21 protein-coding genes and 1 pseudogene are annotated in these 20837 nt (G+C 67.6%); 14 read left to right on the top strand and 8 right to left on the bottom strand.

Translation table 11 applies throughout. The annotated features are described in order from the left end of the window. Positions 1-211 precede the first annotated feature (211 nt). The 7 genes from I0D00_RS09070 to I0D00_RS09040 are packed head-to-tail and all read left to right on the top strand — an operon-like array spanning position 212 to position 5955. Positions 212-1399 carry an acyl-CoA dehydrogenase family protein gene (locus tag I0D00_RS09070; RefSeq protein ID WP_213639394.1) on the top strand — a complete coding sequence of 396 codons (1188 nt, stop codon included), beginning with the start codon at positions 212-214 and terminating at the stop codon, positions 1397-1399. Next, positions 1396-2589, top strand: a complete 1194-nt coding sequence (locus tag I0D00_RS09065) for an acyl-CoA dehydrogenase family protein (protein ID WP_213639393.1) — start codon at positions 1396-1398, stop codon at positions 2587-2589. The genes I0D00_RS09070 and I0D00_RS09065 overlap by 4 nt, the downstream gene beginning before the upstream one ends. 22 nt (positions 2590-2611) lie before the next feature. Then, on the top strand, positions 2612-3394 hold the full coding sequence (locus tag I0D00_RS09060) for an SDR family oxidoreductase (RefSeq protein WP_213639392.1): 783 nt from the start codon (positions 2612-2614) through the stop codon (positions 3392-3394). A gap of 2 nt (positions 3395-3396) precedes the next feature. Then, the gene (locus I0D00_RS09055; RefSeq protein ID WP_213639391.1) at positions 3397-3855 is read left to right on the top strand and encodes a MaoC family dehydratase; all 459 of its coding nucleotides are present in this window, start codon (positions 3397-3399) and stop codon (positions 3853-3855) included. Positions 3856-3915: 60 nt separating this feature from the next. Further along, positions 3916-5118, top strand: a complete 1203-nt coding sequence (locus I0D00_RS09050; protein WP_213639390.1) for an acetyl-CoA C-acyltransferase — start codon at positions 3916-3918, stop codon at positions 5116-5118. Positions 5119-5131: 13 nt separating this feature from the next. After that, positions 5132-5521, top strand: a complete 390-nt coding sequence (locus tag I0D00_RS09045; protein ID WP_213639389.1) for a steroid Delta-isomerase — start codon at positions 5132-5134, stop codon at positions 5519-5521. Continuing rightward, positions 5518-5955: a nuclear transport factor 2 family protein gene (locus I0D00_RS09040; RefSeq protein ID WP_213639388.1), complete on the top strand. Its 438-nt coding sequence runs from the start codon at positions 5518-5520 to the stop codon at positions 5953-5955. Before I0D00_RS09045 ends, I0D00_RS09040 begins: the two co-directional genes overlap by 4 nt. Before the next feature lie 102 nt (positions 5956-6057). Here the strand turns inward: I0D00_RS09040 and I0D00_RS09035 are convergent, their stop codons facing one another. Beyond that, the gene (locus I0D00_RS09035) at positions 6058-6552 is read right to left on the bottom strand and encodes an SRPBCC family protein (protein ID WP_213639387.1); all 495 of its coding nucleotides are present in this window, start codon (positions 6550-6552) and stop codon (positions 6058-6060) included. Positions 6553-6567: 15 nt separating this feature from the next. Continuing rightward, positions 6568-7340: pseudogene (locus I0D00_RS09030) on the bottom strand (SDR family oxidoreductase). 290 nt (positions 7341-7630) lie between these two features. Between I0D00_RS09030 and I0D00_RS09025 the strand changes: the two are divergent. Genes I0D00_RS09025 through dmpG form a run of 4 tightly spaced genes read left to right on the top strand, consistent with a single transcriptional unit; the run spans position 7631 to position 11230 of the window. Then, positions 7631-8464 carry an alpha/beta fold hydrolase gene (locus I0D00_RS09025; RefSeq protein WP_213639386.1) on the top strand — a complete coding sequence of 278 codons (834 nt, stop codon included), beginning with the start codon at positions 7631-7633 and terminating at the stop codon, positions 8462-8464. Further along, the gene (locus I0D00_RS09020; protein WP_213639385.1) at positions 8461-9270 is read left to right on the top strand and encodes a fumarylacetoacetate hydrolase family protein; all 810 of its coding nucleotides are present in this window, start codon (positions 8461-8463) and stop codon (positions 9268-9270) included. Before I0D00_RS09025 ends, I0D00_RS09020 begins: the two co-directional genes overlap by 4 nt. Positions 9271-9272: 2 nt before the next feature. Beyond that, positions 9273-10181 carry an acetaldehyde dehydrogenase (acetylating) gene (locus I0D00_RS09015; protein WP_213639384.1) on the top strand — a complete coding sequence of 303 codons (909 nt, stop codon included), beginning with the start codon at positions 9273-9275 and terminating at the stop codon, positions 10179-10181. A gap of 14 nt (positions 10182-10195) precedes the next feature. Further along, on the top strand, positions 10196-11230 hold the full coding sequence (dmpG, locus tag I0D00_RS09010) for a 4-hydroxy-2-oxovalerate aldolase (protein WP_213639383.1): 1035 nt from the start codon (positions 10196-10198) through the stop codon (positions 11228-11230). A 344-nt stretch (positions 11231-11574) separates the two neighbouring features. Here the strand turns inward: dmpG and I0D00_RS09005 are convergent, their stop codons facing one another. The 4 genes from I0D00_RS09005 to I0D00_RS08990 form a co-directional block, all read right to left on the bottom strand. After that, complete coding sequence (locus I0D00_RS09005) at positions 11575-11745, bottom strand: hypothetical protein (protein ID WP_213639382.1); 171 nt, start codon at positions 11743-11745, stop codon at positions 11575-11577. A gap of 166 nt (positions 11746-11911) precedes the next feature. Next, the gene (gene nudE, locus I0D00_RS09000) at positions 11912-12460 is read right to left on the bottom strand and encodes an ADP compounds hydrolase NudE (RefSeq protein WP_213639381.1); all 549 of its coding nucleotides are present in this window, start codon (positions 12458-12460) and stop codon (positions 11912-11914) included. An 89-nt stretch (positions 12461-12549) separates the two neighbouring features. Then, positions 12550-13680, bottom strand: a complete 1131-nt coding sequence (locus tag I0D00_RS08995; protein WP_213639380.1) for a helix-turn-helix transcriptional regulator — start codon at positions 13678-13680, stop codon at positions 12550-12552. Between the two features lie 124 nt (positions 13681-13804). Next, entirely contained in the window at positions 13805-14848 is a 1044-nt protein-coding gene (locus tag I0D00_RS08990; protein WP_213639379.1) for a 3-ketosteroid-9-alpha-monooxygenase, oxygenase component, read from the bottom strand. Between the two features lie 183 nt (positions 14849-15031). Between I0D00_RS08990 and I0D00_RS08985 the strand changes: the two genes are divergently transcribed. Genes I0D00_RS08985 through I0D00_RS08975 form a run of 3 tightly spaced genes read left to right on the top strand, consistent with a single transcriptional unit; the run spans position 15032 to position 17910 of the window. Then, positions 15032-15877 (top strand): SDR family NAD(P)-dependent oxidoreductase, encoded by an 846-nt coding sequence (locus I0D00_RS08985; protein ID WP_213639378.1) that lies wholly within the window; start codon positions 15032-15034, stop codon positions 15875-15877. Then, positions 15864-16790 (top strand): alpha/beta hydrolase, encoded by a 927-nt coding sequence (locus I0D00_RS08980; RefSeq protein WP_213639377.1) that lies wholly within the window; start codon positions 15864-15866, stop codon positions 16788-16790. The genes I0D00_RS08985 and I0D00_RS08980 overlap by 14 nt, the downstream gene beginning before the upstream one ends. Before the next feature lie 10 nt (positions 16791-16800). Further along, positions 16801-17910 (top strand): 3,4-dihydroxy-2-butanone-4-phosphate synthase, encoded by a 1110-nt coding sequence (locus I0D00_RS08975; protein WP_213639376.1) that lies wholly within the window; start codon positions 16801-16803, stop codon positions 17908-17910. A gap of 312 nt (positions 17911-18222) precedes the next feature. Here the strand turns inward: I0D00_RS08975 and surE are convergent, their stop codons facing one another. Further along, positions 18223-19212 carry a 5'/3'-nucleotidase SurE gene (gene surE / locus I0D00_RS08970; protein WP_213639375.1) on the bottom strand — a complete coding sequence of 330 codons (990 nt, stop codon included), beginning with the start codon at positions 19210-19212 and terminating at the stop codon, positions 18223-18225. Positions 19213-19456: 244 nt separating this feature from the next. Next, entirely contained in the window at positions 19457-20836 is a 1380-nt protein-coding gene (locus tag I0D00_RS08965) for a DUF1329 domain-containing protein (RefSeq protein ID WP_213639374.1), read from the bottom strand. Position 20837: the final 1 nt, after the last annotated feature.

Raw genomic sequence — 20837 nt, 5'->3', positions numbered from 1 at the left:
TGTATAGCTGGCGACTATACGCCCATCGCCATCGGCCTTAGAACGGCGTCGGGCGCCGTAGGGGGTGAGCCAGGAGCGCCCGAGCGGTCCGGGCATCGGCCATTCGGACTAGGCGGCGGTAACGATTCCGCCGCGCCGGTGAGCCGCCAGACTCCTCGGCGAAGGGGGCCTAGTCGTGTGCGCCTCCGTCAGACGAGCAGAAGGCGCGCCTATGGAATTTGCATTCAGCGACGAGCAGGAAATGATTCGCACGTCCGCCGAGGGTTTTCTCGCGCAGGTGTCAGACTCCGCCGCGGTACGCACGGCGATGGTCAGTGAGCACGGTTATGACGCCGAGCTGTGGCAGCGCCTGTGCGCAGAGATGTATTGGCCGGCCCTGCATATCCCCGAGCAGTACGGCGGCCTGGGCCTGGGTTATGTCGAGCTGGCGATCCTGTTGGAACAGATGGGTCGCCGCCTGCTCTGTTCGCCGTTCTTCGCCACCGCCTGTCTGGCCACCCCGGCGTTGCTGCTGGCCGGCAGCGAGCAGCAGAAGAACACCTGGCTGCCGCGCATCGCCGTGGGCAGCCACACCGCCACCCTGGCGTTCGCCGGCGCCAACCGCTGGGATGCCGACACCGTGCAGGCCACGGCGGTCGCCGAAGGCCAGGGCTTCGTGCTCAACGGCACGCTGAATTACGTGCTCGATGGCCACAGTGCCGATCTGCTGATCATCGCCGCGCGCACCCCAGGTTCGACCGGCGCGGCGGGCATCAGCCTGTTCGCGGTCGCCAGTGACAGCGCCGGCATCCAGCGCCAGGCGCTGCCGGCCATGGACCAGACCCGCCGCCAGGCACGCATCGAACTGCACAACCTGTATCTCGACGCCGACTGCCTGCTGGGCGAGTTCGGCATGGCCTGGCCGCGGCTCGAACGCACCCTGCAACTGGCCTGTATCGGCCTGGCCGCCGAGCAGACCGGCGGCGCCCAGCAGGTGCTCGACCTGAGCGTCGCCTATATGCAGGAACGCCAGCAGTTCGGCCGGCCGATCGCCAGCTTCCAGGCGCTCAAGCACCGCGCCGCGGACATGATGCTGCAGGTCGAGTGCGCACGCTCGGCGGCCTACTACGCCGCCTGCGTGGCTCAGGAGGCGCTGGACCCGGAGGGCGACGCGGCGGTGGCCGCCGAGCTGCCGCTGGCCGCGGCGTTGGCCAAGGCCGAGTGCGGCGAGGCCTTCTTCCACTGCGCGGCCGAGTCCATCCAGTTGCACGGCGGCGTCGGCTTCACCTGGGAGTACGACCCGCACCTCTATTTCAAGCGCGCCCGGGCCGGCGAGGCCTTTCTCGGCGCGCCGTCCTGGCACCGCGAGCGCATCGCCGCCGCGCTGCTGGACGCCCCACAAGCCGGAGAACAGCCATGAAGCTAGGATTCACCGCCGCGGACGAGGTATTTCGCGCCGAGGTCGCCGCCTGGCTGGCGGCCAATCTGGGCGGCGAGTTCGAGGAGCTGCGCTTTCGCGGCGGCCCGGGCGACGAGCACAGCTTTCCCGAGCAGCGCAAGGCCTGGGAGCGCAAGCTGGCAGGCGGCCGTTGGACCTGCGTCGGCTGGGCGCCGGAGCACGGCGGTCGCGGCCTGTCGATCAACCAGCAGGTGATCTTCCACGAGGAATACGCCCGCGCCGGCGGCCCCGGGCGCATGGGCCATATCGGCGAGGGCCTGGCCGGGCCGACCATCGCCGCCTTCGGCACGGACGAGCAGAAGCGCCGCCTGCTGCCCGGCATAGTCAGCGGCAGCGAGTTCTGGTGCCAGGGCTATTCCGAGCCGGGCGCCGGCTCGGACCTGGCCAACGTCAAGACCCGCGCGACGCTGGACGAGGCCGGCGGCAAATGGCGGATCAACGGGCAGAAGGTCTGGACCTCCCTGGCCCACGAGTCCGACTGGTGTTTCGTCATCGCCCGCACCGAAGCGGGCAGCGTCGGCCACCAGGGCCTGTCCTTCCTGCTGGTGCCCATGGCCCAGGCGGGCGTCACGGTGCGGCCGATCGAGCAGCTGACCGGCACCAGCGAGTTCAACGAGGTGTTCTTCGACGACGCCGAGACCGACGCGGCCAATATCCTCGGCGCGCCGGGCGAGGGCTGGAAGATCGCCATGGCGCTGCTCGGCTTCGAGCGCGGAGTCTCGACCCTGGGCCAGCAGATGCTGTTCCACAACGAGCTGGAAGAGATCATCGCCATAGCCCGGGCCAATGGCGCCGCCGCCGATCCGCTGCTGCGCCAGCGCATCGCCAGGGCCTGGAGCGGCCTGCGCATTCTGCGCGCCAACTCCCTGCGCATGCTCTCGGGCCCGCAGGACGGGCGGCTGCAGCGCGAGGCGATGATCTACAAGCTGGGCTGGTCTACCTGGCACCTGGAGCTGGGCAAGCTGGCCATGGACGTGCTCGGCGCCGAGGCTGAGCTGCTGGAGGGTGGGCCCTACCAACTGGGCCGCCTGCAGTCGATGTTCCTGTTCAGTCGCTCGGACACCATCTACGGCGGCAGCAACGAAATCCAACGCAACATCATCGCCGAACGCGCGCTGGGCATGCCCCGCGAACCGCGCGTGCGCGGCTGATCCCGCTTCGAGGAGTTTGCCCATGTCCATCCCCCATTACGTACCGGGTCACGGCCTGCTGCGCGGCAAGTCGGTGCTGATCACCGCCGCCGCCGGCGCCGGCATCGGTTTCTCCGCGGCCCTGCGCGCCGCCGAGGAAGGTTGCCGGGCGCTGCTGATCAGCGATATCCACGAGGGCCGCCTGGCCGAGGCGGTGGCGAAGATCCGCGAGCAGAGCGGGCTGCAGCAGGTATTCAGCCAGGTCTGCAACGTCGCCGACGAGGCCCAGGTGCAGGCGCTGATCGAGGCGGCCGAGCGCGACCTGGGCGGCGTCGACGTGCTGATCAACAACGCCGGCCTGGGTGGCTCGCGGCTGCTGGTGGAGATGAGCGACGAGGAGTGGAGCCGGGTGCTCGACGTGACCCTCACCGGCACCATGCGCATGACCCGCGCCATGTTGCCGAAGATGATGGCGCGCCGGGCCGGGGTCATCGTCAACAACGCCTCGGTGCTCGGCTGGCGCGCGCAGAAGCAGCAGAGCCACTACGCCGCGGCCAAGGCCGGGGTCATGGCGCTGACCCGCTGCGCCGCGGTGGAAGCCGCCGAACATGGCATCCGCATCAACGCGGTGAGCCCGAGCATCGCCCTGCACGATTTCCTGCGCAAATCCGCGCCCCAGGCCGTGCTGGAGCAGCTGGCGGCCAACGAGGCCTTCGGCCGCGCCGCGGAAGTCTGGGAGGTGGCCAACGTGATGATGTTCCTGGCCAGCGACTACAGCTCCTACATGACCGGCGAAGTGCTGTCGGTCTCCAGCCAGAGGGCCTGAGCATGACGATGATCTTCCAGAGCCCCTTCGAGTTGGTCGGCCGCGTCGGCGAACAACTGGGCCATAGCGACTGGCTGACGCTGGAGCAGCAACGCATCGACCAGTTCGCCGAGGCCACCGGCGACCACCAGTGGATTCATGTCGACCCCGTGCGCGCGGCCAGCGGCCCCTTCGGCGCCTGCATCGCCCACGGCTACCTGAGCCTGAGCCTGGTCAACCTGTTCCTGCCGCAGATCCTCGAGGTGCGCGGCATCAGCATGGGGGTCAACTACGGCTGCGAGCGGGTGCGTTTCCCCAATGTGGTCAAGGCAGGCAGCAGGGTGCGCGGCAGCGCCCAGCTGCTGGCGGTGGAAGAGGTCAAGGGCGGGGTGCAGGCCACCATCCGCGTGACTGTCGAGATCGAGGGCGAGGAGCGCCCCGGCTGCGTAGTGGACTGCATCAGCCGCTATTACCCCGGCTGAAGGCTGCGTGCCCGTGACGCTTTCAGTCGAGCTATTGAATTACCTTCGAGGATTACCGCAATGAAAGAAGCCGTCATCGTTTCCACCGCGCGCACGCCGATCGGCAAGGCCTTTCGCGGCGTCTTCAACGACACCGAGGCGCCGCTGTTGGGCGGCCACGTGGTGCGCGAGGCGGTGCGTCGTGCCGGCCTCGAACCGGGCGAGGTGGACGACGTGCTGATCGGCGCCGCGGCGCAGCAGGGCACCCAGTCCTACAACCTCGGCCGCCTCTGCGCTATCGCCGGCGGCCTGCCGCCGAGCGTGGCCGGCATGGCCGTCGAACGCCAGTGCGCCTCGGGGCTGATGAGCATCGCCACGGCGGCCAAGGGCATCATCTGCGACGAGCTGGACATCGCCGTGGCCGGCGGCCTGGAGTCCATCTCCCTGGTGCAGAACAAGCACAAGAACAGTTACCGCAACCAGTCGAGCGCGGTGCTCGAGCGCGATCCCTGCGCCTATATCCCGATGATCGAGACCGCCGAGATAGTCGCGGCGCGCTACGGCATCAGCCGCGAGGCGCAGGACGACTACAGCTACCAGAGCCAGCTGCGTACCGCCCGGGCGCAGAACGCCGGACTGTTCGACGCCGAACTGGCGCCGCTGACCGCGCGTCAGGCGATCTTCGACAAGGCCAGCGGCGAGACCCGTTACCAGAGCGTCACCCTGGAGCGCGACGAGTGCAACCGGCCGTCCACCAGCCGCGACAGCCTGGCGGCGCTGGAACCGGTGTGGCAGGGCGGCCAGTGGACCGGCCCGGGGCGGTTCATCACCGCCGGCAACGCCTCGCAGCTGTCCGACGGCGCCAGCGCCGTGGTGCTGATGAGCGCCAAGCTGGCCGAGCAGAAGGGCCTGGCGCCCCTGGGCCTGTACCGCGGCCTGGCGGTGGCCGGCTGCAATGCCGACGAGATGGGCATCGGCCCGGTCTATGCGATCCCCAAGCTGCTCAAGCGCCACGGCCTCAGGGTCGAGGACATCGGCCTGTGGGAACTCAACGAGGCCTTCGCCTGCCAGGTGCTCTATTGCCGCGACAAGCTGGGCATTCCCGACGAGCGCCTCAACGTCAACGGCGGCGCCATCGCCATCGGCCATCCCTTCGGCATGTCCGGCGCGCGCATGGTCGGCCACGCCCTGCTCGAGGGCCGGCGCCGCGGCGTGCGCTTTGTGGTGGTGAGCATGTGCGTCGGCGGCGGCATGGGCGCCGCGGCGCTGTTCGAAGTGGCATAGGGAGGGGCAGCAGATGATCAAGCCGGAACAGATACAGCAATGCATGGCGCGCTACGTCGAACTGGTCGACGCCGGCGATATCGACGGCATAGTCGCGCTCTACGCGAGCGACGCGGTGGTCGAGGACCCGGTGGGCAAGGCGCCCATAGTCGGCCTCGATGCCATCGACGCCTTCTACCGCGAGGGCCTGGGCCTGAGTGAGGCCCGCGCGACGCTCTGCGGGCCGGTGCGCGCCACCCTCAACGGCTGCGGCGCCATGGCCTTTCGCGTGGACCTGGATTGGGGCGGCCAGCCCTGCTCGATCGAGGTGATCGACGTGATGGAGTTCGATGCCGCCGGCAAGATCCGCTCGATGAGGGCCTACTGGAGTGCGCTCAACCTGCAGCTGCGGAGTGAGCCATGAGCCTGGAACAACGCATTGCCCGGCTGGAGGCGCTGGAGGCGATCCGCCGGCTCAAGCACCGCTACCTCAACGCCTGCGACCTCAAGGATGTCGAGTGCATCCGCGACTGCTTCGCCGCGGGCGAGGTGCTGATCGACTACGGCCCCCTGGGCCTGTTCAAGGAGCGCGAGGCCTTCGTCGCCCTGTACCGCGAGCTGGCCTGCCGGGACGCGGTGATCGACCTGCACCACGGCGCCAACCCGGAGATCGAACTGCTTTCGGCGAGCGAGGCCGAGGGGCGTTGGGCGTTGTGGTATTTCAATATCGACGCCAGCAGTGGCGCCACCCGCCAGCTCGGTGGCTTCTACCAGGACCGCTATCGCTTGACCGAGGCTGGCTGGAAGATAGTCGAGACGCGCTTTCGCGCGCACTCCGAATACAGCCGCCCGGCCTAGCGCCGTTGGCGGGGCGAGCGGGTAGGATGGGTTGAGCGCAGCGATACCCATCATGGCCGGAAAACCGCCATGGGTATCGCAGGCTCCACCCATCCTACGGGTCTACGGCCGTGGCAGCAGGAACGCCGGGTTGCGCGTCTCGCCGGTCTCGTAGAAGGCCTTAAGGTTGACGGCTATCTGCGCCACCACCTTGTTCAGCGCGCGCCTCAAGAACAGACGATCCAGCAGCCGGCCGAGCGGCCCGCCGGCCGGACGGTAGATCAGGCTGGCGGTGAAGCGCGTGCGCTCGCCGTCCGCGGCTATGGCGTAGCGGAACCAGGCCTCGCGAAAGGGCGGCGGCGCGCCCTTGGCGCCACGGTGCAGGCGGATCAGGAAACCCTCGCCCTCGCGCCATTGCTCCACGGTCTCATCCAGCCAGTGGCCGTTCTTCTGGAACACCCGGCGACTGGCGCCCAGGCCCTGCTGCGGGCCGGGATGCAACTGGCAGCCGGTCAGGTCCGGCACATAGTGCGGGGCCAGGCTCAGGTCGCGCAGCTTGCTCCAGACCTGGGCGCAGGGCAGATCGATCAGCAGGCTATGGCTGGCACTTGAGGTCATATGCGGGTGTCCCACTTAATGGGCCTGGGCGGCGTCGAGAAAGGCCGGGCGTTCGCCGCCGCCGTGCACGCCGATATCGGCGCCGCTGACGTAGCGCGCGAGGGGAGAGGCCAGGTACAGGCAGGCATCGCCGATATCCTCCGGCTCGGCCAGGCGCTGCAGCGGAATGGTCGCCGCCACCCGCGCCAGGCCGGTCGCATCGCCATAGTGCAGTTCGGCCTGTTCGGTGCGGATCAGCCCGGCGGTCACCGCGTTGACCCGCACCCTCGGCGCCCACTCCACCGCCAGCGAGCGGGTCAGGTTGAGCAGCCCGGCCTTGGCCGCGCCGTAGGCGGCGGTGCCGGGGAGGGGCGGGTGGCGCTGACGCTGCAGATGTTGATGATGGCGCCGCCCTCGGGCTGCTGCTGCATGACCCGGTTGGCCAGCTGGCAGAGGTTCAGCGGCGCCAGCAGGTTGAGGCGGATGATCGATTCGGAGAAGCGCGGCGAGGCGGTGGCGGCCTCGGCGTTGGGCGCGCCGCCGGCGTTGTTGACCAGCACGTCGAGGCGGCCGTGGCGCTCGGTCACCGCATCGATCAGGGCCACCGCCTGCTCCCAGTCGCGCAGGTCGCAGGGCAAAAACAGCGCCTGGCGGCCGTCGTGTTCGGGCAGGCTGGCCGGCGCCTCGCGCCCGCAGATCAGCACCTCGGCGCCGCACTCGAGAAAGCGCCGGCTGATGCCGCGGCCGACGCCCTTGCCGCCACCGGTCACCAGTACCACCTTGCCGCGAAAATCCATGGGGTCGTGCATCTCGGCCTCGCTCGCCTGTTTCGATTTAGCCCGAGGCTAGGGCGAATGCAGCGCGGTGCCTACGTCCGAAGGGACTAGGGCTACAGAGCGTGGTGGTTTCGTCGGGTGGAAAACCGCGAAGCGTTTTCCACGGGGTGGCTGGCCACCAAGAGCCGGTGGATGTGCAACGCGAGATCCACCCACAAGGACGACGCGCTCGACGCGGTCCGCCTTGTAGTCCTCTCGGACGATGTTGCGCCGCCCGGGGCCTGGGAATAATCCGGCAAACCGCGAACTCCGAGGGGGACCCCATGGGCGCTAGACCGCAAGGGCATTTCGTCACGTTGCACGATGGACTCAGGCTGCACTATCTGGATCTGGGAGCCGGGCAGGGCGAGCCTGTGGTGTTTATCCACGGCAGCGGCCCCGGCGCCAGCGGCTACAGCAACTTCAAGCAGAACCACCCTGCGTTCGCCGCCGCCGGCCACCGGGTGATAGTGCCGGACCTGCCGGGCTACGGCGTCTCGGACAAACCCGAGACCATTTACAGCCTGGACTTCTTCGTCGCCGCCCTAGTCGGTTTGCTGGATGCCCTGGATATCCAGCGCTGCGTGCTGGTGGGCAACTCCCTGGGCGGCGCCATCGCCCTCAAGCTGGCGTTGGACCAGCCGCAACGGGTCGCCAAGCTGGTGCTGATGGCGCCGGGCGGGCTGATGGACAAGGAGCAGTACTACCTGCAGATGGAAGGCATCCAGCAGATGGCCGCGGCCTTTGCCAATGGCGAGCTCAAGGACGCCGCCGGCATGCGTCGCCTGCTGACCTTGCAGTTGTTCGATCCGGCGCTGATCGACGAGGAAACCGTGGCCGAGCGGGTCGCCGTGGTGCCGCAGCAGCCGCCGTGCGTGCTGAGCAGCATGCAGGTGCCCAACCTGACGCCGCGCCTGGGCGAACTGCAGTGTCCGATCCTCGGCTTCTGGGGCATCAACGACAAGTTCTGCCCGGCCTCCGGCGCCCAGACCCTGCTGCAGGCCTGCCGCAATATCCGCTTCACCCTGCTCAGCGAATGCGGGCACTGGGTGATGGTCGAGCACCGCGAGCTGTTCAATCGCCAGTGCCTGGACTTTCTCGCGGAGGGCCGGCCATGAGCAACGACCTCGCCCTGCAACAGGCGCTGCGCCAGCAGTACGCCACCGAGTTGTACCAGGCCCTGAGCAACGGCCGTTGCGTGCCGCCGCTGAGCGCGCGTTGGCTGCAGATCGGCATCGAGGACGCCTACCACATCTCCCTGCAGGTGGTGGAACGGCGGGTGGCGGCCGGCGACGCCATAGTCGGCAAGAAGATCGGTGTCACCTCCGCGGCGGTGCAGCAGATGCTCGACGTGCACCAGCCGGACTTCGGCTTTCTCACCCGGCAGATGCACTTCGCCGAGGGCGCGAGCATTTCGCTTTCCGCCAACCGCCTGATCCAGCCACGCGCCGAGGGCGAGATCGCCTTCCTGCTCAAGCACGACCTGGTCGGCCCCGGCATCACCGAGCAGGACGTGCTGGAGGCCACCGAGAGCGTGATGCCCTGTTTCGAGATAGTCGATTCGCGCATCCAGGACTGGCGCATCCGCATCCAGGACACGGTCGCCGACAACGCCTCCTGCGGGGTGTTCGTGCTCGGCGAGCAGCGCCTCGATCCGCGTGATCTGGACCTGCCCAAGCTGCGCATGCAGGTGTTCAAGAACGGCCAGCGGATCAGCGAGGGCCTCGGCTCCGCCGTGCAGGGCAACCCGCTGACCGCGGTGGCCTGGCTGGCCAATACCCTGGGCGCCTTCGGCATTCCGTTCAAGGCCGGCGAGATCATCCTCTCCGGTTCGCTGGTGCCGCTGGAGCCGGTCACGGCCGGCGACCACTTCTCCCTGACCATCGACGGCCTGGGCAGTGCCCGGGTGTCCTTCGAGGAATGAGCATGAGCAAGAAACTCAAAGCGGTAATCATCGGCCCGGGCAATATCGGCACCGACCTGTTGATGAAGATGCGCCGCTCGGACTGGATCGAACCGGTGTGGATGGTCGGCGTCGACCCCGAATCCGAGGGCCTCAAGCGCGCTCGCGAATTCGGCCTGAAGACCACCGCAGAGGGCGTCGACGGCCTGCTGCCGCACGTGCTGGACGACGACATCCGCATCGCCTTCGACGCCACCTCGGCCTATGTGCACGCCGAGAACAGCCGCAAGCTCAACGCGCTGGGGGTGATCATGATCGACCTCACCCCGGCGGCCATCGGCCCCTACTGCGTGCCGCCGGTGAACCTCAAACAGCACGCCGCCAGCCTGGCGTTGAACGTCAACATGGTCACCTGCGGCGGCCAGGCCACCATCCCCATGGTCGCCGCGGTCTCAAGGGTGCAGCCGGTCAGCTACGGCGAGATAGTCGCCACCGTGTCCTCCGGTTCGGTGGGCCCGGGCACCCGGCAGAACATCGACGAATTCACCCGCACCACCGCCGGCGCTGTGGAACAGATCGGCGGCGCCAAGCGCGGCAAGGCGATCATAGTGATCAACCCGGCCGAGCCGCCGCTGATGATGCGCGACACCATCCACTGCCTGACCGAGGGCGAGCCGGACCAGGCGGAGATCCGCGCCTCGGTGCTGCACATGGTCAAGGAGGTGCAGCGCTACGTGCCGGGCTACAAGCTGATCAACGGGCCGGTTTTCGACGGCAACAAGGTGTCGATCTTCATCGAGGTGGAAGGGCTTGGCGACTACCTGCCCAAATCCGCCGGCAACCTCGACATCATGACCGCCGCCGGCCTGCGCACCGCCGAGATGTTTGCCGAAGAGGCGCACAAGGGCGCGCTTCAGTTGCCCATTCGCTAAGTGGAGAGAACCCCATGAACTTGCACGGTAAACGCGTCACCCTCCACGACATGAGCCTGCGCGACGGCATGCACGCCAAGCAGCATCAGATTTCCCTGGAGCAGATGGTCGCGGTGGCCAGCGGCCTGGATGCCGCCGGCATCCCGTTGATCGAGGTCACCCACGGCGACGGCCTAGGTGGCGCCTCGCTGAACTACGGTATGCCGGCGCACAGCGACGAGGAGTATTTCGCCGCGGTGGTGCCGCGGATGCAGCAGGCGAAGATTTCCGCCTTGCTGCTGCCGGGCATCGGCACAGTAGAGCACCTGAAGATGGCCCATGACTACGGCGTGTCGACCATTCGCGTGGCGACCCACTGCACCGAGGCCGACGTGTCGCAGCAGCACATCGGCATGGCGGCCAAGATGGGCCTGGACACCGTCGGCTTCCTGATGATGGCGCATATGCTCAGCCCGGAAAAACTGCTGGAGCAGGCGCGGCTGATGGAGAGCTACGGCGCCAACTGCATCTACTGCACCGACTCGGCCGGCTATATGCTGCCCACCGAGGTGTCGGAAAAGATCGGCTTGCTGCGCGCCGAGCTGAACCCGCGCACCGAGGTCGGCTTCCACGGCCACCACAACCTGGGCATGGCCATCGCCAACTCCCTGGCTGCCATCGAGGCGGGCGCCGCGCGCATCGACGGCTCGGTGGCGGGGCTCGGCGCCGGCGCCGGTAACACTCCGCTGGAGGTATTCGTCGCGGTGCTCGAGCGCATGGGCGTGAGCAGCGGCGTCGACCTCTACGCCATCATGGACGTGGCCGAGGACCTGGTGGTGCCGATGATGGACCAGCCCATCCGCCTGGATCGCGACGCCCTGACCCTGGGCTACGCCGGGGTCTACAGCTCCTTCCTGCTGTTCGCCAAGCGCGCCGAGCAGAAGTACGGCATCTCCGCCCGGGAGCTGCTGGTGGAACTGGGCCGGCGCGGCACGGTGGGCGGTCAGGAAGACATGATCGAAGACCTGGCCCTGACCCTGTCGCGGGCCCGCGGCGTGCTGCCGACCTGAGCGCCGAAACCGGCTTAACCACGGCGGGGCCCGCCATGCGAGCCCCGCCGTTTTTTTTGACTCTGTCCCAGATAGGTGTTGCGCGCTTGCTCAGCTGCCCAGATTGCCTCTTGCCCTGATGGGGGCGAGGAGAGCAAACCGCGCTATCCGCAGGAGCGGCCCATGGCCGCGAAATGGTCTGGCCGCGTGCGGATCGCGGGCATGGCCCGCTCCTACAAGGAATTGCTGCAGGCAACAGGTAACCGGGGGCATAGCCTTTTTTGGGTGCCCACCGGGCATGTCGGTGCAGGACGCGCCGAGCCGTTCGCCCGGCCTTCGAGGCGGGCGTGACCAGGCGCGGCGGCTCAGGGCAGCAGGCGGTGGATCGAGGGCGGAGGCATGTAACAGCCGCCGACATAGGCCTGGCAGGTGGGTTGGCTCGCCACTCGATAGGCGGGAGGGGGCAGCAGCAGGCTCAGGGCGGCCAGGCTGGCGACGCAGATGACAAGCAGCAGCACTATCGCAGGGTTCTTCATGGCGCACCTCGGCTTCCTCAAGCCGCCGCAGTCAGACGGTTTTGCCACTGCGGCAGGCGTTGGAGCTTGTTGTTATGCGCTCACCTTAGGCGGCGACCATGCGGCGGGCTTCGTCCGAATGGACTAGGCCGCGGAGGCGGACGATAGACGGCGTTTCGGCGCTGCTTCAGGCGCGCCGGGCGAGGGCGCTGAGGGCCATGAACAAGGCGGCGATGGCGCGGGCCTCGTGCAGTTCGCCGTGCGCCACCAGCTCGCCGATCTGGCTCAGCGGCAGGCGAATCAGCTCCAGCGGCTCGGGTTCGTCGCCCGGCAGGTAGCAGGGGCTCAACTGTTCGGCGAGGATCACCTGGCAGCTATGGCACAGGTGGCCGGGCGCCAGGGTCAGTTCGCCCAGCTCGGTGAGGCGCTCGGCGCGCAGGCCGACCTCCTCGATCAGCTCGCGTTGCGCCGCCTGCAGGTAGCTCTCGTGCGGTTCGGCGCCGCCCTTGGGCAGGCCGAGCACCTGGCGTTCCACGCCCACCGCATACTCGCGCACCAGCAGTACATGCTCCGGGTCGGGCAGCGCCACCAGCATTACCGAGCGGTAACCGGTGCCGCGCAGGCGCTCGTAGACCCGTTGCTGGCCGTTGCTGAATTGCAGGTGCAGGGCCTCGATCTGGAAGTAGCCGCTTTCGGCCAGCAGTTCGGTTTTCAGGATGGTCGGACAGCTGCGCATGGTGTGGCCCCTGTGCGTGGGGAGGGTGTCTCGGTGATGACACTCTGCGCGTCAGCGCCCACCCCGCCATCGTCCATGCGGACTAGCGCTTAACCGAGGGTCGCCACGCTGCGCAGGATCAGACGCACCAGCATGGTCTGGCGGGTCACCCCGGTCTTCGAGAAGGTCGAGCGCAGGTGTGCGCGCGCGGTGTTGCGGCTGATGCCCAGCTCTTCCGAGGCCTCGTCGAGGGTCAGACCGTTGGCCAGCAGCATGGCCAGTTGGGTCTCGGCCGGGGTGAGGTCGAACAGCGCCCGGACGATCTCCTGGGGGGCGCTGGACTGCTGTTCCGGGTCGCTGATGAAGATCACCACCGCCGGGCACTGCTTGCCCTCGCTCCAGGCCGACAGCGGCACCGAGCGGACGATGATGCCCAGGTCGGCGCGCCCGGACGGCCGCTGCACGCGCAACGCCTCGACCACCGAGGGGGTGCCGCTCTTCTGCGACAGCAGCGACTGCTTGACCAGGCGGCGGAACTCCTGGGTGTCGCGCGTGGTGCCGACCTGCAGGCCGTCGTTGACCAGCTTGAGGCCGTCCTTGTCCTGCAGCAGCAGATCGGCGACCTGGTTGGTCTGCAGCACCTTGCCGGCCTCGTCGAGGATGATGGTGCCCACCGCCATCTGGTCGACCGCGCCGGCATACAGGTTGCGTTCGGTCTCGATGCGGTTGAGCTGCATATGGATCTTGATCGAGCGCTCCAGGTGCGGGATGAATTGCGCCAGCAGCGCCTTGTCGGTGTCGTCGAAGGCCGGGCTGGCGCGCCCGCGGCTGATGCGGATGCGGCACTGCGCACCGTCGCTGGTGTTGATGTCGGCGCCGAGGATGTGGAACACGTCCACGGGTTCGAGAAAGTTCTTGTAGAACTCGGAATTCAGCCAGTCGTCGGTGGAGACGAATTCGGCGAGGGTGACGACCTGGCGGTTGGGCAGGTCGACGAAGGGGTCGAGGGTGAAGAAGTGCTGGTTGTAGGAGGCGGTGGCCTCGGCCGAGGTGCCGGTGGTGTTGACCATCAGGCCGCTGTCGTGCTGGCTCGGCGGCCGCAGGATGAAGGTGACGTACTTGCTGTCCAGGTGCAGGTTGAGCTGGTTGAGGAAGCTGGCCCAGGGAATAGTCTCCAGCGGTCCCTGATAGAGATTGCCGAGCAACTCGCTGAACGTCTCGAGGCTGAGAGTGCGTGCCATAGGGGTACCGTTGTTATTTTTATGCAGTGTCGGCCCCCGAGCATAAACGGCGCCTTCTGCCGAGTGCAACGCCCAGGCTAGAGGGCGGCGGGATGGCACCAGGGGCTGCCGCCATCCCGCGTTTTCAGGCCGGCTCCGGGCTGCGTACGGCGAACACCTTGCGCTCGCCGAGTTCGGCCGGCAGCGCGGCGACGTCGCTGTAGAACTGCGCATACCACTTGCGCAGCTGGTAGACCGGACCGTCGCCGTCGCACAGCAGCGGGTTGTCGACCCGGGTCTTGCTGTGCCAGATCGCCACGTCCTCGTAGAAGGCGGCCTGCGCCTGCTGCACGTAGGCCTTGGCCATGGCGCTGTTCTGTGCGTCGCTGAGTCCGGGGATCTTCTTCACCAGCACGCCGTAGCGCAGGGTGAAGCTGTTGAGGTCGATCGGCACATGGCAGTTGAGCAGGATCGAGTGGATCGGCTGCCCGTCCATTTCGCCGGTCATCTCGGTGATCTGGTAGGCCGGGCCGAAGTAGGTGGCCACCGTGCTCAGCTCGCTGTCGCCGGACAGCCGTTCGCTGCGCGCCCGCATGATCTGGGTCGCCCTATGGCCCTCGAAGACGTTGCTGAATGCCTCGACCGGGGCGCCGTGCACGGTGCCGAAGTGCGCCATGTCGGCGACGTTGTCGATCAGCTCGCGGCAGTTGGTCGCGATCTGCAGCTCGGCCACTTCCCAGTCGGCCCACTCGTCGTCGAAGCAGGCGGCGATGCGCGGGATGCGCTGCTCGGCGATCGGCGGGTTGCCTTCCGGGTCGTTCCAGACGAACAGCAGCTGGTTCTCCTCCATCAGCGGCCAGCTCTTGATCTTGGCCCGTGGCGGGATGCGCTTGGCGTAGGGAATATCGTCGCACACGCCATCGGCGCCCCAGCGCCAGGCGTGGAAGGGGCAGCGCAGCGAGTTGCCCTCGACGCAGCCCTGGCTGAGGTCGGCGCCCATGTGTGGGCAGTAGCCGTCGAGCACATGCAATTCGCCGTCCTCGCCCTGGAAGGCCACCAGGCGGGTGCCGAACACGTCCAGGCGGTGGGCCCTGCCGTCGCGGTAGTGGGATGCCAGGCCGAGGCAGTGCCAGCCACGGGCGTAACGGTCTTCGAGTTGGCGCGTTTCGATGCGATGCAGGGTGCTCATCTTGTTGTTCTCCGCAGGCGTTGCTGATTGGGCTGGCGCAGGCTCAGGCAAACCTGGGGCAGCGCTGGTGCACGTTACGGATTCTGCAACGCCCACAGCGTGGGGCATCGTCTGAATGGACGATGGCCGGCCCGGCCTGGGCGGCTCTACTGGTTGCGCTACCACTTTCAGCAGGAGTCGAGCATGAGCAGTGAACAGGGCCGCGTGGCGGTGATCACCGGAGCGGCCAGCGGCATTGGCCGCGGCCTGGCCGAATACGCCGCGGGGCTGGGCATGCGCCTGGTGCTCAGCGATGTGGATGAGCCGCGGTTGCTGGCGCTGTGCGCCGAGCTGCAAGGCCGCGGCGCCGAGGCCCACGCCTGCGTCGCCGATGTCGGCGATCCGGCCCAGGTCGAGTGCCTGCGCGACTTCACGGTGGCGCGTTGCGGCGGCGTCGATCTGCTGTTCAACAATGCCGGGGTGATGCAGACCGGTCACTGCTGGGAGATCGGCCACGCCCAGTGGCAGCGCATGCTCAGGGTGAACCTGGACGGGGTGATCAACGGCATCCGCAGTTTCGTGCCGCTGCTGCTGGCCCAGGGTCGCCCGGCCCATGTGATCAATACCGCCTCGCTCGCCGGCCTGCTCAGCAGCCCTTTGATGGCGCCCTACAACGTGACCAAGCAGGCGGTGGTGGCGCTCTCGGAAACCCTGCACTACGAACTCAGCCAGTTGCAGGCATCCGTGTCGGTGTCGGTGCTCTGCCCGGGGCCGGTGGCCAGCGAAATCATGGCATCCGACCAGGTCGAAGGGGTCGCCGGCGCGCAACTCAACCAGCTGCTCGACGCCAGCATCCGTCAGGGCATGACCCCGCTGCGGCTGGCCGAACTGGTGTTCGCCGCCATTGCCGAGAAGCGCTTCTGGATACTCCCGCACAAGTTATTCAAGCCGGCCCTGCAGCGCCGGGTGCAGAGCGTGCTGGAGGAGAGCAACCCGGTGTTCCAATTCGTTGCGGCCGATGAGCCAGGAGCTAGCCATGTCGCTGGATAAGCAGATCGCCACGGTACTGCAGCAGTTCAGTGGCCTGCCCGAGCCCGACTTCGGTCGGCTCCACGCTGCAGATTACCGGCAGTTCTCCGACAACCTGATGCCGCCTATCCCCGGCGAGCCCATGGCCGAGGTCCGCGAGCTGCGCGTAGCCGGCGCCGCCGGCGAGCTGGACGCCCGCCTGTACCGGCCGCTGGACCAGGCGAACCTGCCGCTGTTGGTGTTCTTCCACGGCGGCGGTTTCGTCATCGGCACTCTGGATACCCATGACAATCTGTGTCGCGCCCTGGCCAAACAGAGCGGCGCCGCGGTGGTGTCGGTGGCCTATCGCCTGGCGCCGGAAGCCAAGTTCCCGGCGGCGCCGCTGGACTGCTACCGCGCCACCTGCTGGCTGGTCGAGCAGGCCGAGGCGCTGGGCGTCGATGCCAACCGCCTGGCCCTGGCCGGCGACAGCGCCGGAGCCAACCTGGCGCTGGCGGTGAGCCGCCTGGCGGCCACGCAAGGCGGGCCGCGCATCGCCTATCAGTGCCTGTTCTACCCGGTCACCGACGGGCGCTGTGGCAGCGACTCCTATGGGCAATTCGCCGAGGGCTACTTCCTCAGCCGGGCGCAGATGCAGTGGTTCTGGCAGCAGTACCTGGAACGTGCCGAACAGCGCGATGACCCGCTGGCTTCGCCGCTGCTGGCCGAAGACCTGAGCGGCCTGCCGCCAACGACTCTGATCACGGCCGAGTTCGACCCGCTGCGCGACGAGGGCGAGGCCTTGGCCCAGCGCCTGCAGCAGGCTGGCGTGGCCTGCCGTCTGCAGCGCTATGACGGCATGATCCACGGCTTCGTCAGCATGGCGCCGTTCGTCGAGCGCGCCGGCGAAGCCCTGAGCGCCGCTGCCGCCGATCTGCGCGCGGCTTTGAATTGAGAGGTCTGGCATGCAGTTGAACAGTATTCAGGAGCTGCTCGAGGCTCTGCGTCACGGCGAGATGGTGGTGCTGAGCGACGACGAGCAGCACACCGACGGCGTGCTGCTCATGGCGGCCGAACAGGTCGACGCCGAGGCGATCAATTTCATGGCCGTGCAGGCCCGCGGGCTGATCTCCCTGGCGCTCACCGAGGAGCGTTGCCGGACACTCGGCCTCGGGCTGATGGTGCCTCATTCGCGGGCTCCGCACGGCCAGGGCTTCACCGTCTCGATCGAGGCGGCCGAGGGGGTCAGTACCGGCATCTCGGCCGCCGATCGGGCGCGTTCGGTGCAGGTCGCGGTGGACCCGGCCAGCCGCCCCGGCGATCTGGTGCAACCCGGGCATATCTTCCCGATCCAGGCGCAGCCGGGTGGGGTGATGAACCGTGCCGGCCCGGCCGAGGCGGCGTGCGACCTGACTCGCCTGGCCGGTCTATTGCCGGCGGCCATCCTGGTCAGCATCCTCGACGAGGCCGGCGAAATGGCCCAGGGCGAGACGTTGCTGCAGTTCGCCCAGCAGCATGGGCTGAAGATCGGCAGCATCGCCGAACTGATCCACTACCGCATCCTCCACGAAGGCTGCATCCAGCATTCCGGCGAATACCCGCTGCGTACCCGGCATGGCGAGTTTCGTGTGTTGACCTACCAGGATGCGTATCGGGGGCAACTGCATCTGGCCCTGGTCAAAGGCCGAGTCGACAGCCATAGGCCCACCCTGGTGCGGGTGCAGGCGGTCGAGACCCTGCGCGATGCCCTGGGCTGCGAGCCCGAGAGCGGGCCGGCGCAGTGGAACCTGGACCGCGCCATGGCCCAGATAGCGGCCGAGGGCAGCGGGGTGGTGGTGCTGCTGGCCCAGCGGGAGACCCCGGACGGCCTGTTCGAGCAACTGTGCCAGCAGAGCGCGGGCAAGCCGCGGCCGCCGCAGTTTGCCCAGCGCACCCTGGGCATAGGCGCGCAGATATTGCGCGACCTCAATGTGCGCAAGATGCGCCTGCTGAGTTCGCCGGTACCCTACAAGGCGGTAGCCGGCTTCGAGCTGGAGGTGGTGGAGTTCGTTCCCTTCCAGGCCCTGGCCGACTGAGTCTCTAGCGCCGCATCCGCTTGGTTGCGGCGGCGCAACAATAAACCAAGCCCCGGCGCGTACGCTGCCGGGGCTTGGTTTTAGGCCATGTCCCGATTGGTTGTTGCAATGGCTAACAGGCCAAGACACAGCGTCTGTAGGAGCCGGCTTGCTGGCGATGCTTTCCGCTGTGAGAGGGATCGCCAGCAAGCTGGCTGCGACAAAGAACTCCGGCTCCGTGCAACACATAACGGGTACATAGCCAAAAAGAAGGCCCCTGCCGCAAGCCGGCAGGGGCCTTCTGACTTTCCAGGGCATCAACTCATGGCGGACCTATGGGGTCAGGCCCTCGAGCATCTGCTTGGCTTGCTGCTGCAGGGCTTCGGGGGCGCTCATATTGCCGTCGATGACGGTGATCACCGCCTTGCCGGTGAACAGCTGGTAGGCATCCGCCCGCTGCTGCTCGGCGGTTGGCGTCGGCGGTGGCGCCAGATTGACCCGGACCACACCGTCGCCGCCACGCTGGGTCTGGAAGCCGACCATGCCCCAGTCGCCGATCGGCGCATAACTGACGCCTTGCACCTCACCGGCCTCACGGGCCGGGTAGTTGATGTTCAGCCCCGTGGTGCCGGGCAGGCCGAGTACGTTCAGTTCGCAGAACGGCTTGGCCTTGCCGCCGCTCTTAACACACTGCTGTTTGGCCTTGGCGCCTTCCGCGCTGGCCTTGTCGATCACCTTGACGGCGAAGTTGGCGGTGTCGTCCAGGGCGTTGAGGGTCTTCAGGTATCCGGCCTGGCGGTCGCGCATGATCAGTTCGAGGTCGATGCCAGTGGACACCGCGATCGCCGGCACCCCCTTGAACATGGCCCGTACGGCGGCGTTGACCGTGCCGGACATCTGCGTCAGCGGGCCGACGTTGTCGCCGAAGTTAGTGCCGGAGACCACCAGGTCCGGCGGATTGTCCTTGAGCAGCAGGTCGAGGCCGAGGTTGACCGCGTCCACCGGGGTGCCGATGGCGCCGTTCTTGCCATGCTCCGGGGCATGCTCGGCAGGCGCGCCGACGCAGTACTTGCCGGGGGCCAGTTCGGTCACCGCCAGGGCCTGGCCGGGGCTGACCACGCTGGCCGCGCCTATGCCGCTGTTGTCGAGCGCCGGGGCCACCAGGGTGACCTGATGGCCAGCGGCGATCAGGGCCTGGTGCACCGCGGCGATACCGGGGGCGCGGCAACCGTCGTCGTTGGTCAGCAAGATGTTCAGGGCATGGGCCGACGGCGCCAGGGACACGGCGACCAGGGTCAGTGAAGTGGCTAGCAGGTTTCTCATTGTTATTGTCTCCACAGGGTTTAGCCGAAGGGCAAAAAAGGCCCGCCAGGCGGTCGAGCGGGTATGACAGGCGCGCGGCAGCCTTGGGCCCGGGTTGAAGGGCCCTCGTCTGTGCACAACCAGGCGAAGGCCGCTCAATTACGGGTGTGTGAGTGCTTGAATGCTGGGGGAGGCGCGTCGGCCTCAGGGCATGCAGCTAAGCCGATGCCTGGCTGGCGCGCGTGGCGCGCAGCCAGGCCAGGACTTAGCGGGTGCCCAGCTTGCGCAGGTTGCTGGGGGTGAAGTCGCTTTCGCTGAAGCTGCTGGCATTGAGCAGGGCCGGCTGCTGATCGACCAGCAGGCGGTCGACCATGTAGGAGCCGGCGATCAGGTCGTGGTACACACCCAGGCGGGAGTGATAACGCTGCATGTCGTAGGCGTAGATCGAGGTCTGCATATTGGTGCGCCAGAATTGCCCACGGCTGTCGTAGTTGTCGGCCAGCACGGCGGCCCAGGAGTCCTCGTCGAGGTAGAGCACGCGCTTGGCATAGATATGCCGGCTGTTGGGTTTGAGTTTGGCCTCCAGTACCCAGACCCGGTGTTTCTCATAGCGCATGTGGTCGGGATTGAGATGCCCATTGGTGGCCAACAGTTGCTCGGTGGTCACGCTGGGATCATCGAGCCTGTAGTTGTGGTAGGGGATGTACAGCTCCTTCTTGCCCTTGAGCGTCCACTCGTAGCGATCCGGGGCGCCGTTGAACAGACGATCCTCGTCGTACACGCGGAAACCGCCGGCGCCGGTGGGCGAGTCATAGCCGACGGTGGGCGCACGGCGCACCCGGCGCTGTCCCGGTGCATACATCCAGGCCTGGCGCGGATTGCCCACCGGGTTGACGAACTCGTGACCCACCACCATCTCGCCCTTCTTGCGCACCGGCTCCAGGGTGGTGAGCAGGAAGTGGGTGAACATGCCGCCGAGGGTATCCAGGCTTTTGCCCGGGTCGGACCAGACCGAGTAGATCTTGTAATTGACCTTTTCGAACACCTTGTTGCCGTCGGCGTAGTTCACCGCCTGAAGGTAGGCGGCTTCTTCTTTCGCGGCGCGCCCCTGCATGGTGTGGTTGAGTATCAGCTCGTTGCCATTCTGCGGGACCGGGAAGGGCGAGGCGCCGAAGGCGTTCTTGACGCTAGGGCCGTCGATCAGTTCGGCGTTGAGGGCATTGTGCTTGATGTATTCCTCGCTCTTCTGGTCATAACGGAAGTCGCGATGACTGGGGTAGACCGGAATCTTGAAGGTGCTGGGGTAGCGTTTGAGCAGCGCCTGCTGGCCGTCGCTGAGGTTGTCGGCGTACTGCGCCATGTTCTCGGCGGTGATGACGAACAGCGGCTTCTCGTCGGCGTAGGGGTCCGGGTAGACCGCCCCCGGGCCGGCGAACTGCACATGGGGCGGCGCGCCGCGCCATTGGCCGGACCAGGCGGGGATGCTGCCGTCGGCGTTGCCGGCCTTCTCTGCGCCCATGGGGGTCAGGTCCTGGCCCAGGCGGGCGGCTTGTTCCGGGCCGACCTTGGCTTGGGCGGCCAGGCTGGCGCCGAGCAGCGCGGCGGCCAGGGCCGTATGCAGCAGGAAGTGGGATCTTAGGGTCATG

The organism is Pseudomonas lalucatii (assembly GCF_018398425.1).
In the GTDB taxonomy this organism is placed as follows: Bacteria; Pseudomonadota; Gammaproteobacteria; order Pseudomonadales; family Pseudomonadaceae; genus Aquipseudomonas; species Aquipseudomonas lalucatii.
The sequence above is the reverse complement of the archived record's forward strand: the minus strand, read 5'-3'. Positions and strand labels throughout refer to the sequence as shown.